Origin of the sequence: Bradyrhizobium sp. 190 (assembly GCF_023073415.1) — a bacterium.
In the GTDB taxonomy this organism is placed as follows: domain Bacteria; phylum Pseudomonadota; class Alphaproteobacteria; order Rhizobiales; family Xanthobacteraceae; genus Bradyrhizobium.
In genome coordinates this window covers 71,833-86,741 of record NZ_JADPJL010000061.1, presented here as the reverse complement: position 1 = coordinate 86,741, position 14,909 = coordinate 71,833, and the positions used below count along the sequence as shown (strand labels likewise).

Here is a 14,909-nt window from a genome sequence, read left to right as displayed (position 1 = left end):
CGGCTCGCCGGCGGGAGCGGATTGCATAAATTAGAGGCGTCACTCTAGGAAATAGAAAGCGAGATTGCACGGCGATAAATAACAAAAAAGAGCCCTGGCCATGGGCCAGGGCTCTCGATCCGCCGTTTGAACGCGAAGAGATCAGTAGTTGAGAATCATCGGGGCGAACTTGTAATTGATCCGCGCGGCCAGGATATCGAAATCCTGACTGATGCGATCGTTGCCTAGTGAACCAGTCGCACCAGTGAAGGCCACAGTGCCTTCTTGCCTAAAGAGGTGGTCGTACTCGACGCCGAGCGACCAATTGGGTGCGAAACCGACTTCCACGCCAACGCCGACCGTCCCGCCCCAACGCGCGCTGTCTGAGCTCGCCAGCAGCGCGCCGGCCGAGTTGATTTGATAGGTGTTGCTGGTCACCGCGGCACCGCCCTTGGCGTAAAGCAGTACGTTGTTGAAGGCGTAGCCGATCTGGCCAGTGATCAAGCCGAACGCATCGGTCTTGGTACGGTTGGTACTGGCTGGGAAGGCGAGGCTGACATTGGAACCGCTGAAGTCGGCCCAGTTGCCCTGGCCCTCGACACCGAACACCACCGGCCCCGACTGCCAGCGATAGCCGATCTGGCCACCGATGGTCCCGCCGATCGCGTCATGGGAGCCCTCAGGCGTGACGCCCGCAAAGTCCCAGGAGTTATGGGCTGTGCCCAAACCGCCGTTCATACCGAGATAGTAACCGCTCCAGGCATAGATCGGAGCAGCTACCGACGGCGGCGGCGGCGCCTTGGTGTAGACGGGCTGCGCAGCGAGATCCGCGCCGAATGCGGGCACCGCCGCGCCAAACGCGACAATGCTTGCAGTCACAAGCAACAAGTTCTTCATTCCAGTTTCATTCCGTTTTATTAGCCCCCAGGCCACCCGCGTCTTAGCAACGTTATCGCGAATTGCTGTAGCCACAGCGCAACACTCACTTCGACGAAATGGCTTGAATCTCACGTTGCGTGAGGTTGTGGACTTGGAGGTCGTGACCAAATTTACGCAGCAAACATCGATAGCATATCCGATCCGAGGGCGCGCGCTGAGAGTGCTAGAATCGAAGCTCGCTGATAAAAGGTGAGCATTGTTGCGAGGTCAGCGATGCACGGCGTCGAATAGTTTAGCTGACTCATGTTCAATTCTGCGGCTAGTAAAGGCGGAGCTTGGACTTCGGCTTTGTCACAGCGGCAACGTCGACCATCAACTTAATCACGCGCGACTCTTCACAGAATGTAAGCGAGCAGAAGGCGCTCTAAGGCGGAGCAAGACGAATCTGGCCGAAGCATAGGGCTTATTCGCACGGTCCTTTTTGACTATCTGTCGTCACCGGAAGATCGCGTGCTCGGATAGGACTTTTGGAAGCGTTCTGGGTCCAGCGATAACGAACCTAACGGTCCATCGAAAACGAAGCTCACGTTGGAACTCGTGTCGCGACGAGCTGGCCGGAAGATCGCGATGCGGTTCAAAGACTCTTGAACGTCAATCAAAATGAAGCGAAGGACCGGGAGATCGAGGCCACTCTCAATTGCTGACAAGTACGGGAGCAGCTGAGAAGCGGCGCGACGATATCTTCTGTTTTGCGAAAACAGCCTGTTGGTGTCCAATCAGTTAGACGCGAGGTGTATGCCGCTATCATTCTCTAATTCGGTAGGGAGCTCGCTTTCAGATGGTCGCTCGTCTCCACTCCAACGAAAACAGCGTCGCATCGATGCTCATCTGAGCCTGTCACGATCGATCACGCTGTCGTGCTTCCAAAAGTTGGCGCCAAGCCGCACGCTCGCGCCGATTCCTCAAAGTCACTTCAGGCGATTACCGATCATTCCCTTCGTTGAACACCATGTCCAACTTGATTTCTGAAGGCACCGGACGGAGCCTGGCAGGCGAGGCGAAGAGGCGGCTTGAGCTCTGTCAAGTTGTGTGCCGGCTTTCTATGCTCGTCCTGCCAAGCGTGCTGTGGCCGCTCGAAAAAACATTCCGTTGCTCATGCTGGACACTGGATGTGGCCGCCACAATCCCGGCGCAATCGGCGCTAGCGGACGGCTCAAGAAGCGTACCTGGGTATGTGCGCACTCTTCGAAAGCCGCGCTCGAACAAGGCGGCCGCTATCGTGTCATGCTAACGCACTATGATGACGTGTTCATTCCGCTCGACCCTCGCAGGCGTTTACTTAGAACCACGCCGCGAGCCCGTTTCGCTGCATGCGAACGCTTTGCACGATCCGGCTGCGCAGGCGTAAGCATGCATACTCTGTACTATGCTCTTTCGATACGCCGAACGTTCTCGTCGAATGCGGCCGATGAGCGTCTTCTGCAGTCGGAGCGTCATCGTGTTCCGGTCGTGGCCGACCTTTGCGCGGGCAGTGAGATCTGCATGGATCGTTTGATCCTGCCGGAGAGAGCTGGCTGAACTTTGACGCGCGGCTCGGGATCGTGTCGACCGATGTTTCCGAGAAGATTCGTGTGGCGTGGTGCTGCGAAGCGAGCCACAACGGCCTTGGGAAGGAAGGCGATTAAATCGGAAAGCCGTCAGGTCTTCGCTGGATAGCCGAAGAGTTCCCATGGGCGGCTGCAGGCCTTCTCTGCGGCTGTTTGCTGCCCGGTCAGCGTCCCAGGTGTGGAGATCCGCCGACCGTTGGGACTCCCTGCGTTAGCTCACTATCGTGGTCCCGAACGGCTTGGCGGGTTCGAAACATGACGCGTTTGCTTTGGACAGAAGCATACAGGGACGCCGATGTGATTTGCGAGTTATCGGGATCCTTCCGACCCGCGCACGGCCATTCGCATTTGGCCCGGCTCTTGCACCAATGGCTGCGCAATGGCTTTGGCGAGGCGTCACAAGAGGCGATGAAATGCGAACACGACTAGTTGATCATCAAGCGATTCTTATAAACGTCCTGGAAGGAGCGCGCTCTTCGCGGTTTCTCCATTAATAGACACTACTGTCGATGAGGTTAACGCAACGAGAGATTGTGCTGTAATCAAACGTGGCTCTAGCTTCTGCACCGCAAAATGAAAGAGGCCGCTGAACGCCGCTCGGTATCCTGAGGTCACAATAGCGCTTTGGTTGAATCAGAGCAGCTCGCGACCGTTGCTGTTGTTTGGCAGGGCAAAGACATCCCGATAGAAGAGTTATGAAGTACCTGAACGACGGCAACAATCCACGACATACCGAGACGCAACTCTGTCATGTCGGTCGAGAGCCCAGTAAACACGCCGGGATGGTCAATGTGCCCATCTATCGCGGCTCTACAATTCTTTCGGAGACCCTGGAAGAATGGGAGTCGCGGAGACGCAATCCGATACCCAGCTACGGACGCTTCGGATCGCCGTTGTCTCGCGCATTTGAGGCTGCCATTTGCGAATTGGAGGGCGGCCACCGTTCCATCCTATTCCCATCGGGATTATCTGCTTGCACGCACTCGCTTCTTGGGGTTTTGAAGGCGGGCGACCATCTGTTAATCAGCGATAGCGTTTATCAACCTGTGAGAGTTTTCGCGGACCAAGTCCTCGCAAGGCTTCGCATTGAAGTGCAGTATTTCCGTCCAACGCAAGGTTCGGAGCTCTCAACAAAAATCAAAGCAAACACCCGGGCCGTCTATCTGGAGTCGCCCGGATCCATGACCTTTGAGGTTCAGGATGTCCCCGCACTCGCTGCGATCGCGCATCGATCTGATGCGCTCGTGATCATGGATAACTCTTGGGCGACGCCTCTTTTTTTCAAGGCGTTTGACCACGGTGTCGACATCTCCATCCATGCCGCGACCAAGTATATCGTTGGTCATTCCGATGCCTTACTTGGCATTGCGACTGCGAATGAGGCCGCCTGGCCCACGTTGCAGTCGAGCGCCCATCATTTCGGAGAGATAGCTGGGCCAGACGATATCTATTTGGCCCTGCGGGGACTTCGTACGCTAGCGGTCCGCATGAAGCAGCATTGGGACAATGGCCTCAAGCTGGCGGAAAGCCTGCAGTCGCATCCGGCTGTCGACAAGGTCTTGCACCCAGCGCTTCCCAATGATCCCGGCTATGCAATCTGGAAACGCGACTTTTTGGGCGCAAGCGGACTATTTGGAGTCGTCCTGAAACCGATGTCTCGGCCTCAACTTTCGGTTCTCTTCAATAGCCTGCGGCTTTTTGGCATCGGTGCATCCTGGGGCGGGTTTGAAAGCCTCGTTCTCCTGGTTGACCCACCGAAACGAACGGAAACGCCGCTCGCCTTCGAGGGGCCGTTGATTCGCATCCATGCGGGCATGGAGAGAGCGAGCGACCTGATCGCGGATACGCATCAGGCGCTGCAAGCGGCTGGAGAGGTTACGGTTGGCCGTGTTGCTCGCCGGGAGGAGGGCGCGATGATTGGCTGATCTCAAGGCGTGCTGAAGACAGCAGCGTTCTGTAACTCAAGGGTGGTTCTGAAGGACTGTCGCGTGTCTAAGCGATCACAGGTTTATCAGGATCAGCTGCCGGGGACCCCATGGAGAATTCGTTCCAAGGGAAGGTTTCAGGAAGATTTGCAAATGCTTCTATGTATTCTTGGCTTATCATGAAAGGCCCGCAGTGAATGCGACATCATTTGGCTGAACACGGCTAGCATTGCTGGCGAAGAACTAGAGCTGCGCTCGTGGTTTTCGATGTCGAAATAATCCTGCATCGCCGGCCGGCACGTCGGCTCTCGTGCCACAGTGACAGCTGCGCGCGATTGAGCGGGTGCCGCAGAGTCTCGCAATCTCCGTGCAGTCGCTTTCGCAATTGGGACTGTAGCCGCTTTTGCAGATAGAGGTGGTCAAGCGCGGCTATGTTGAGAACCGATAGATTCCGATCGAAAGACTGCCGCGGCAAGCCTCACCAATTCCGGCCCGCGAACGGCGCCTTCTATCTCTATGCTGATGTCTCCGACTTCACCTCCGACTTCGCCTTTGCCAGGACCATGTGTCCCTGCAACGCCCGGCGTTAACTTCGATCCCTTGCAGGGCAGAAGTTCATGCGCGTCTCCTATCGCGTTCCGCCGATGGTATGCGCGAAGCGGTTGTCCGAATCTCGTCCTGGTTAAGTGGAGCATGATCTGGGAGCGTCCCGCCCGTGCGAATGTCCCAATCAGTCATGCCTGCGGAATAGGCAGGGACCGAGAACTGCAAACAGTTCTGACTCCGCTGATACAATTGGCCTTGGTGGGGCGGGACACGACGCCACTTCAGCCGGAGCGGCTCAGATACCTGCGTGAGTGTGGGAGAGAGCGTCATGCCGACAATCGCAACTGCAAAGTCCGCGCGGGCGTCTCGACCCTTGTACAAGATCCTTTACGTTCAGGTGCTGATTGCGATCCTGATTGGCGTCGTCGTTCGGCTGGCTGTGGCCGTCGCTTGCGACCAACGATTTGGTCAAGGCTCTTGGCGACGGCTTCATCAAGCTTACCACAATGTTGACGGCGCCGATCATCTTCTGCACTGTCGTGTCCGGGATTGCCCATATTAGAAAGTCGGCCCGGTTGGCGTTAAAGCGCTTATCTATTTCGAACACGTCTCCACTTTTGCCCTGGTGCTCGGCCTGGTTGTGGGCAGTTTGTTCCAGATCGGCCGTGGCTTTGCCGCCAAGCCCGATGCCGTGGAACTTGCCAACTGTGTGAAACTGGACCAGGCCTCAAGAACCGTCGATTCATCCTTACCGTCATTCCCGAAAGCGTCATCGGCGCGCTGGCGGGCGGGGATATCCTGCAGATGCTCTTTTTTGCGATCCTGTTCGGCTTCTCGCTGAGGCGCTGGGCGAACGCGGCGCCGGCCGTGCCGAGCGCCGCAGCACCTGAAAGAGCCGCGCTAACGTTCATCGCGTCGCGCCTCTCGTTGCGTGATGCGGTCAAGAAGTCGTGCCTTTGCGAGAAGAAGAGTCGCGTCTAGCACCGTGTGCACCGTTCCCGAAGGCGGGGAGAAGTTGTGTTGTCAGTATCGATCACATGCAGAAACGTCTGAAACATATGATCGAGCCCCGGTATCGACCCGCATGCCGCAATCATTCGCTACTCAGACATTTTAATCGTCCTCCTCATCATCAGCAGTGTTGGGATTGGCATTCCAGCGTCTTACCCCAGAGTCCTTCGGTATATTGAAACGAATCGTTCGAGCATTTGTTCAGTTTCGAACGCCATCGCGAGGTGTTTCGACGCAACTCCTGGGAGCTTACTGTCAGTCCACGCCGACTGTATTCGGGTGTGAAGGAGTGCTGGACAACAATTTGGATTTCCACAGTCGGAGCGAATCATGGTCAGCCAATTCCAGGGATGATTTCGGATTGAATCGTGGTTGCGGCAAATAGGGAAGCATCCAACGGCAGATTCCCAAATGCGAGTTGACAAAGGAGATAGTTGGCACCTGCCTCTTCCAGCTGGCAAAGCAGAGCCTTTCGTACAGAAGCTGGAGTTCCGACTACACACAGTTCACTTGCGAGTGCCGCATCGAAGGTTAGTGGGAGGTTTGGTGGTAGCGGAATGGCATTGAGCTCGTATAGGAATCTAAAGCTCTTGAGCCATCGTTCGTAAGCAGAGGTCGCGAGCGAATGGGCATCTTTCTCAGAACGCGCAATAACGATCATACGCAGCAACCCGACGAACGGCGCATGATCATCAGCGTCACGGTTGCGGTCTAGGTGAGCGCGGAAGGTATCGGTAATTTTGCGAACACTAGAGGAGGGGCCTACGCACGCGAGATTTGCACCATTCGCGGCGGCCCAACCTGCGGACTCTGGTCGATTGGTGGTAATCCATATCGGCGGCCACGGGCGCTGATGAGGTCCTAGCGTCAAAGGAACGTCGTTTAGCTCAAAATGGTCGCCCTGATAGCATAGAGTGCCGCCTTTCATCGCCTTAATAAGGATCTCGCTGGCTTCCTCATAACGTCCTGGCGCCGCGTCCGCGCTGATCCCGAAGTAGCCCCATTCGATCGGTAGAGAGCCGCGCCCGATACCCAGCTCGAGCCTGCCACCGCTCAATTGGTCGAGCATGCAGATCTCCTCGAACGCGCGTAGCGGATGATAAAGATTAAGCAGCATTACCAATGGGCCCACACGAAGTTGCCTTGTCCGCTGTGCGACGCTCGATAAGAACAGATTCGGTGACGGGCATCTCCCGTGAGGCGTACAGTGGTGCTCTGCCACATGATACGCATAGAAACCGAGGCGATCGTACGCCTCCGCTAGTATGAGGCGATCTGCGTATTGTCGAGCGATATCACGGCTGTCCGCATCCAGGTGATCGAAGATGCCGCAAGTTATTTTTGGAGGGAAGACGTCTCTCATTCGATTATCTCCAAGTGCAAGTTGGTCCGCTCAATTCCGGGCATCGAGCGGTCAAAGACGGACGGCTCCTACTTTGGTGGCACTTTCCGTCTCCTGTGTTGTGGTCGTTGCGACGTTCATGCCGCCCACGATTGTTCTTCCGCCTCGACGGCTTTAACGACCATCAGAGAGTAAGGGTCGACCCGTGGCCACTGTTCGTCGTTTAGCCAGAACTGACCTCTGCCCTTGGCGTAAATCGCACTCATCTTTTGTGACCTGGTACGATCGCCGAGGTAACGCAAAAGGAGACATTAACTGCGCGAAGCGGGCGGTCTTCCAGTTCTTAAGAACTCAGATATGTAACCGACTGCTGCGAGAAACGCGTCCATTTGCGATCTCGTGCCAATGCTAACCCGGATACAATTTTCCAGGTCTTCATCAGGAAAGAAGGCAACGAGTATCTTTTGCGTTTCCAAGGCTGCCTGCCACCATCTACCGTCTTTGCCCTCCGGCACTCCGGCTAGCAAGAAGTTTGCATGGGAGGGTGTTACAGAAAAGCCAAGTTGCGACAGAGCGGTCGTAACTCGCTGTCTTTCGTGCCTGATATGTCTATGGTTCTCCTCGTAAGCGGCGCGATGCGCCAGGACGCTGATGCCCATCGCATGCGCGACCACATTCATGTTGAAGACGTTCTGGATATTACGTAGCCTCCCAATGAGCTCGGGGTGGCCGAAACCGAAGCCGACGCGAATGCCAGCGGCAGCATAGCTTTTCGAGAATGTTCTGAGGAGAAGAAGATTCGAATAGCGACTGACGAGGCGCATACCGTTATCGGGTGCGAAGTCTACATAGGCCTCGTCCAAAACGATTAACCGGTTCGAGTTTGCCACGAGGCACTCGATATCGGATATCCGAACGAAGGATCCGGTCGGATTGTTCGGGTTAGCTAACACAATGAACTTGGCATCTTTCGCGGGACCAAGAAGCAATTGCTCCATAGGCAAAGAATCAGCATCGCGCGATTTGATTTCGAGCAATCGAGCGCCCTGCAACATGGCAAGTTTTCGGTTGAACGAAAAGCCCGGCGAGATCATTGCCAGGCTGTCGCCCGGGGCAAGAAAAGCTCTGTAAATTAGCCCGAGAAGCTCAGACGATCCGTTACCGGCGATTACATGATCTTTCGATAGGCCGTAAGCATCGGCGGCTGCTTTCCTCAAGCCAATATTGTCATCTTCCGGATATAGATATTGCCGCTCGAGAGCCGCCATCGCACTTTGCCACACCATTGTTGGTAGTGGAAATGGGTTCTCATTCGTGTTTAGCTTCACGTAGCTAGCATCCGGTGCGGGCCGGCCGGACGGCACAGCATCTAATTGTCTCGCTGCCTGCGAAAGAGAAGAGAGCACACCTTGCAATTTTGCATCAGACACATCGTTCTCCTTTAAGCCGCCGAGGCGATTCGGATTGTCAGCATGCCGACCCGTTGCGCCGGCGATGGCAGAGCTGGATGCCTCATTGGGATAACAAGACGGCAGCCATCCAAATCTTGCTGGGGGCGGCAGCTCGAACTGCCGAGTTTCTTAGAGGTTGGTGAACCTGCCGCTACGTGCCAACCCCAGCGAAGCCGAAGATAATCGTCGGCGGTCGAAGTTTTGCGCGATCTGGCGGCTCAATGCCGGAATGGGATTGGCTGTCATTCTTGAGTTGGCCAGAATGACATTCCAGCATTTAGTCCAGGTGCCAGGCAAAACTAATGCCGCGCCCTCGTCGCCTTCCGGAAGACGCATCCGGGGTAGGGTAGGACCGCAAGCATCGCGGAGAGCGCGAGAAGCAACGCGAGTAGCTCGCCATTTGCGCTGTTGCGGAGGTTTCATGATTTCCTTCATTGGCTGAATATGCGGGGCCGTCGCGACGATCAGTTCTACTCGACGGGTTCGACAATACTGTCGTGCCAGCGGTAAACTACGAAGCCGGGAGACGCGTTGTCTCCTTTGGTATCAAATCGGATCGTCCCGACTACTGTTTCGATCGGCTGCGAACGAAGCGCCGCTGCCACCCGGGTGGCGTTGAGGGAGCCGGCCCGCTTCACCGCGTCCGCCCAAGCTTGGACGGCCGCATAGGCGTAGAGCGTATAGCCTTCCGCAGACAGTTTGGAAGCCTTGAGTCTAGCCACGACGTCCGCGGCTTGGGAATTCTTGGTGGCATCGGGCATGAAGGTGAACAGGGTGCCGTTTCCGGCTCTGCTCGTGATGGCCCAGAATTCGTAAGTCATCAACGGATCGTTCGCCATGATCGTGAAAGCTGCGCCTGCGTCTGCCGCCTGGCGCACAATCAACCCGATCTCGGTGTAATAGCCGCCAATATAGGCGATCTGGATTCCGTCCCTTTTCATCCTTGAGACCAGGGCCGTGTAGTCCTTTTCGCCGGCTGCATAGCTTTGCCGAATGACGTTTTTGCCCGCTTCCCGAAGACGCGACTCGACGACATCGGCAATACCCTTGCCAGCGGTGCTCTTGTCGTCAAGTACGGCAATTTTGTTGTTCGGGTAGTGTCGCAGGATGTATTGGGCTGCCACGACGCCTTGTTGGTCATCGCGGCCGCAGATTCGAAATACCGTCTTGAGACCACGCTCTGTCAGCTGCGGATTAGTTGTGCCGGGCGAAATTTGAATAACTTGCGCTTCAGCGTAAATGTCGGAAGCTGGGATCGAGGAAGAAGAACAAAGGTGGCCAACGACCAACTTGACCCGATCCGCCGTCAGCCGATTCGCTACTGCGACAGCCTGCTTGGGATCGCACGCGTCGTCGGCGACGCTCAATATGACCTTTGTACCGGGAAGTAGGCCGGAGGCATTCAAAGCATCAACGGCCGCGGCAGCACCCTCGCGCAGCTGCACACCAATCGCAGCAGTGCTTCCGGTCATCGGTCCGGCGACGGCAATATTAATGTCTGCAGCGGGCGCAGTCGAAACCAAAGCACAAGCAAGGATGGCTGCACTCGCGGCTGAACTGACACGATAAATTGACATTCGGAGCTCCCGATATGGCCGGAGTTTGCGGTCAGTCGTGCTGTGCGCCAGACCTTCTGAGGTGTCGCTTAGTCGCGAGCCGGGCTCGCGCTGATCAAACTTATGTAACACCATTGATTATCATCCATTTCGGCCCCGTAGACGCCGAGAGCTCTCGCCCAGAAGTCCATCACGTACTGCAGGTCCAAGGCGATCCTCCACGGATAGCCGGAGTAGTCTCTGAGCGTTCTGCCAAGAGACCGCGCCACCTACTTTGAGATCGTACAATTTGACGCTGCGTGCGATTCAAGCCCCCTCAAAGACTCTTGGATGAATATGGCCAAACTGCCGGGCCCCAGAAGCAGACGAGGAAAACTTGAGAAAATGCAGCGCATGCCTCAAAGCATCTGGCACGAACCAGAAGGGGACGTTCGCTCGCCACCGTTGGAGATTTCGCTCGGAATTACGAAAGATGTATGCAGAAGGATCTTTCAACTCGGAACACCGACCCAGGCTCGTTTCGAGTTGCCAAGTCCGAGCGGTCAGGTGTTGAGCAAGCTGCTCGGGCTCACCAGTGGTCAGGACGTCTCACCCCCGAGGCAGGATCGTGCCTGGTCACAAGGTACATTTGGCTCTCCGCACTTGGTGCTGCTCGCGCCATTGGCTTGGGAGCTTGGGACGACGGCTTCGAGCATCAGGCTTCAGACGCCGGAGGTGCTTGCAAGCCGACCGGCGCCGCCATAGGGGCCTGTCAGATTGCTGTGTAGATCGGACGTTGGTTCTACATTTGCCTTAAGGCCGCTCGTGGCTCGAAGCGCATGACCGGCTAATCGAGATCTAAATCGGCTGCTCAATTGAGATCCGACAGGTTCCGAAGCGCGCTGGCTGAACGCAAACGGCAGCCGCGCACGGATTAGGCGCGAGTGCCAGCACGGCTAATCACTGTAATGCGGCAAGTGCAAGATCGAGATACTGCATTAGTCCGGGATCCCAGCCAGCCAAATTGCGAGGTGCGCTCAATCGCGCAAGAACTTTCAGTATCGTTGAAGCTGTTGATTCCGCTCCTGCGACTTCGGTGATTAGCGAGCGCGCTTGAAGGGCCACAGCAGTGACCCGTTCGCTGCAAGGATGCTCGCCTCTAATCATACAATCGCGCAACTCCTTGTGGATCCGTTGCCACCGCTCCTCTCGATTTGGGTCTGAGGCGCATCTGCATCGGGGCGTTTGAGCGCGTTTCTCAACCCGCGACATTGCATCTAACGTCGCAGGTAGCTCATCCACACTGACATGTACTTCGTCATCCGTGGTCATGTTACGTAAACGATCTCGCAACTGGGTCGTACGTTCGACTTGAACTTCGATGCGCTCCAAGTGGTTGCGCAACAGGTCGGTAAGCGAAGAGCTGCCTTCCATGGCTCCGCGGATCTCCTCAAGTGAGAAGCTAAGCTCACGCAGTGCTAGAATTTGGTTCACTCGTTGTACACTGTCGCGGTCGTACATTCGGTGGCCACCATCGGTGCGCTCCGCCGCACTTAATAGCCCTATGTGCTCGTAGTGATGCAGAGTGCGTACCGTTACGCCGGTAGCCTCTGCAAGTTCGCCAATGCGCCATCGACGCCTTCGTGGTGTAGCTTTGGTCATGTTTCTCAGTTTCCAAGCCTACAACCTGACATTGCGTGAGATTCAAGCTATTTGAATGATCTAGCTGAACCGTCTTCCATCTGGGCGCAACCAAGGTGACTTTGCTCATATCGCCGATTGATTAAGCGGTGATGCGATGGTGACCATCAAGATCATCAGGAACGTCAATTCGGCTTCGCTGGCTGCTGCGCTTGATGTTGGCGAGTGCCGTACCATTCTTCGCTCATTCGTATCAAGACCGGTAACGTCGCGAATATTTCATCAGAATGTTTCCTAAGATCGAGAGGCCCTTCCGCTCGTACAAACCACTGCATCGCCGCAACGTTTTGGCTCCGCTAGTGAGGGGCGAAGCCAAGCTCATGCAGCGATCGAATTTGATATACTCGTTCTACGCCCTCACGGTCGTACATCCGCTGAGCGCCTTTGGTTCGCTCCGACGCACCTAATGGCCTGTGTGCTTGCAGTGATGCAGGATGCGTACCGTTATGCCGGCAGCCTCTGCAAGTTCGCCAATGCGCGTCGACGCGTTCGTGATGTAGCTTTGGTCATGTTTCTCGGTCTGCGAGGCTACAACCTGACGTCGCGTAAGAGTCAAGACATTTCAAGGGTCTAGTGAACCGACGTCCATTGCCGCCGCAAGCAACGTGACTCTCCTCAGAGTGCCAATTGATCAAGCGGCAGATGCAACGGCGTCCATCAAATTCCTCAGGGTTGCCAAGTCGCTCTCGCTTGTGGCTTCACGAGCGAGAACAAGCTTGGCGAGTTCCGTTCGATTCTCTGGTGTTTGCATGGATGCCGGTAACGCCGCGAATGCTTCATCAAGAATCTTTCCCAAGGCCGAGAGTTCTTCCGGATCGTAGACGCCACTGTATTGCTGCAACATCGGCTCCTTATTTATCATCGCGCCAAGTGGGCGCACATCGTCCAGTTGTTTGGTTGCGGTAGAGTCAAATGGAGACAAACCGGCGACGTACATCGACGAAATGCAATTCGCATTCAAGTGATGCAGTTTTGCAACACGGTCGCGCTGTGCTTTGACTTGAATCGCTGAGGCGATATCGGACCACTTTCTCTAAAGAATAGCCCAGCCAAGTGGTCTCTATATGCAGGCGGATTGGCCGGGTGAAGAGTACGAAGTCTCAAATTCGCAGGGACGCAGATCCTGAGAGATGGTTGCAAGAAATGCGGAAAGCCGAATGCGTGTGTTGATCGGCAGCCGAGGCTGGGAAGAACGACGATAGGGTAAGCGATCGAGTGGCGACGGGCTGTCCGACATGCTCGCGTTACAGGTGATGCGCTACTCGAAGTCCTCGAAGTATAAATTATAGCGATAACGATGCGCATCGCGACCCGCGGGAGTGACCCGCCAGCAGGCGATCATCCTCGACCAGCGCCACTAATAGACCGATGCGATGCTGGCTCATCGTCGCCCGTGTAGATTCGCCGAGTATCTTAATACGCTATCCAGGACGCAGCGTGTTGACAAAGGACCAATGCTGCTATCATTGAATTGATAACATTGCGAACCGCTTGGGCGGGGGATCCGTGCGCGCGCCGCAAATTGTCGCCCATTCAGGTGAAGCGAGAAAGCCGTCACGTAAACGTACTTAGTGGGTCGCGCTTACGAAAAATGAGGGCCAGTTCGCACTAAGGATCTAGATCCTGATTGATGTGAAGAGCAGGTGATGAGACGTTCTGCCTAAATTTCAAGAACGGGTGGACATTTGCGTGGTCTTACGCGCAGAAGCCATTCGGGAAGCCTCCTGCAATAATATCTCGCGCATCCAGATGCTTGCCGGATCGCTGTTGTGAAAGGCAGGCCATTGTACGGCCTCAGTGAATGCGGGAAGTGATAGTGGAAGTTGAATGATCCGCAGATGCGTCGTTTCTTCGAAATGCTCAACCAGCCTTCGTGGCATTGTCCCTATGCGGCCGGTGTCTGATAGCATAGGCGGGATCATGCTAAAGCCCTGCACAACGACCTCGATACGTCTCTTGAGACCATGTTCGAGCAAGAAACATTCCTCGATCGAGGACTTTCGCGTCAGCCCGAACCGAACCGCAACGTGCCCCATCGACATGTATCTCTCGAATGTAAGCTGCCTTGGCAGCTGCTTGTTGGAACAGCAGCCTACACACACAAGTGTCTCCTCGAACAGTGTCGCTTTAGGATGCTCGTTCGACATGAACAATTTTGGTAAGATAAGAAAATCGACTTCACCGCGCCGGAGAGGCTCATCCGGCTCATCGGCCAGTGGCAGCAGTTCGAAACTGACGCCGGGAGCTTCCCGGGCGGTACGGTTCACGATCCTCGGAAAAAACACGACTGTCATGAAGTCGGAAAGGATGATCCTGAAATGGCGATTCGAACGCGCTGGGTTGAACGTATCCTGCGAAATAATGGAGCGCCGGATGTGCAAGAGAGCCTCGCGAATTGGGGCGGCCAGCTCTTCCGCACGCACTGTTGGGACAAGTTCGCGGCCCCTCATCGTAAATAGCTCATCGCGGAAATAGGCGCGCAGTCGGGCGACGGCCGCGCTCATGGCCGGCTGGCTCAAGTTGATGCGGCGTGCCGCCGCGGTAAGGTTGCGCTCGGTCATCAAAGCATCGAGCGCGACGAGAAGATTTAGATCAAGGCCTTCAAAACGCATGTCTGTTACTCTGTTGAAAGCGGCGGCGACTCCTGTGACTGTTTCACTCTCCTCGCCAAGACCCGAGTCCGCAACGGAATCTGCTGGCCATCGGGGATCGCTATCGCGCCCAGCCATTCCCAAAATTATAGCGCCCCAGATCTCGTACTCGATCGGAAGCACGTCGGTCCGCGCGAAGGAGAGCTGACCGGGCGTGGAAATCGCTCGCAGTTTTGAAGTACGCCATCACGGTAACATTCGCTCGGAAACCCTCCACGATCACAGCGGCGCTAGTGCTTACCGCTACGCCGGTGGCTTCAGCGCTTTTGCATGGCCAATCGC

Annotated in this window: 8 protein-coding genes and 2 pseudogenes; 3 read left to right on the top strand and 7 right to left on the bottom strand. The window is 55.8% G+C overall.

Features of this window, described 5'->3' with window-relative positions; genetic code table 11:
- Nucleotides 1-141: 141 nt before the first annotated feature.
- Entirely contained in the window at nucleotides 142-876 is a 735-nt protein-coding gene (locus IVB22_RS29200) for an outer membrane protein (protein ID WP_247520622.1), read from the bottom strand.
- 2,284 nt (nucleotides 877-3,160) lie between these two features.
- On the opposite strand from IVB22_RS29200, the gene metC reads away from it, so the two are divergent.
- The 3 genes and pseudogenes from metC to IVB22_RS29190 all read left to right on the top strand — a co-directional run.
- Nucleotides 3,161-4,390 (top strand): cystathionine beta-lyase, encoded by a 1,230-nt coding sequence (gene metC, locus IVB22_RS29195; protein ID WP_247520621.1) that lies wholly within the window; start codon nucleotides 3,161-3,163, stop codon nucleotides 4,388-4,390.
- A gap of 325 nt (nucleotides 4,391-4,715) precedes the next feature.
- A pseudogene (locus IVB22_RS42110) lies at nucleotides 4,716-5,087 on the top strand (pyridoxal phosphate-dependent aminotransferase); the annotation flags it as partial.
- A 177-nt stretch (nucleotides 5,088-5,264) separates the two neighbouring features.
- Nucleotides 5,265-5,796: pseudogene (locus tag IVB22_RS29190) on the top strand (cation:dicarboxylate symporter family transporter); the annotation flags it as partial.
- A gap of 485 nt (nucleotides 5,797-6,281) precedes the next feature.
- On the opposite strand, the gene IVB22_RS29185 reads toward IVB22_RS29190, so the two are convergent.
- The 6 genes from IVB22_RS29185 to IVB22_RS29160 all read right to left on the bottom strand — a co-directional run bounded on the left by IVB22_RS29185 (nucleotide 6,282) and on the right by IVB22_RS29160 (nucleotide 14,588).
- Nucleotides 6,282-7,310, bottom strand: coding sequence for an LLM class flavin-dependent oxidoreductase (locus IVB22_RS29185; protein ID WP_247520620.1), 1,029 nt, complete (start codon nucleotides 7,308-7,310; stop codon nucleotides 6,282-6,284).
- A 290-nt stretch (nucleotides 7,311-7,600) separates the two neighbouring features.
- Entirely contained in the window at nucleotides 7,601-8,719 is a 1,119-nt protein-coding gene (gene hisC / locus IVB22_RS29180) for a histidinol-phosphate transaminase (protein ID WP_247520619.1), read from the bottom strand.
- Nucleotides 8,720-9,210: 491 nt separating this feature from the next.
- The gene (locus tag IVB22_RS29175) at nucleotides 9,211-10,317 is read right to left on the bottom strand and encodes a branched-chain amino acid ABC transporter substrate-binding protein (protein WP_247513443.1); all 1,107 of its coding nucleotides are present in this window, start codon (nucleotides 10,315-10,317) and stop codon (nucleotides 9,211-9,213) included.
- A 918-nt stretch (nucleotides 10,318-11,235) separates the two neighbouring features.
- Nucleotides 11,236-11,937 carry a MerR family transcriptional regulator gene (locus IVB22_RS29170; protein WP_247520618.1) on the bottom strand — a complete coding sequence of 234 codons (702 nt, stop codon included), beginning with the start codon at nucleotides 11,935-11,937 and terminating at the stop codon, nucleotides 11,236-11,238.
- 670 nt (nucleotides 11,938-12,607) lie between these two features.
- The gene (locus IVB22_RS29165; RefSeq protein WP_247520617.1) at nucleotides 12,608-12,913 is read right to left on the bottom strand and encodes a hypothetical protein; all 306 of its coding nucleotides are present in this window, start codon (nucleotides 12,911-12,913) and stop codon (nucleotides 12,608-12,610) included.
- A gap of 730 nt (nucleotides 12,914-13,643) precedes the next feature.
- Nucleotides 13,644-14,588, bottom strand: a complete 945-nt coding sequence (locus IVB22_RS29160) for a LysR family transcriptional regulator (protein ID WP_247520616.1) — start codon at nucleotides 14,586-14,588, stop codon at nucleotides 13,644-13,646.
- Between the last annotated feature and the right edge of the window lie 321 nt (nucleotides 14,589-14,909).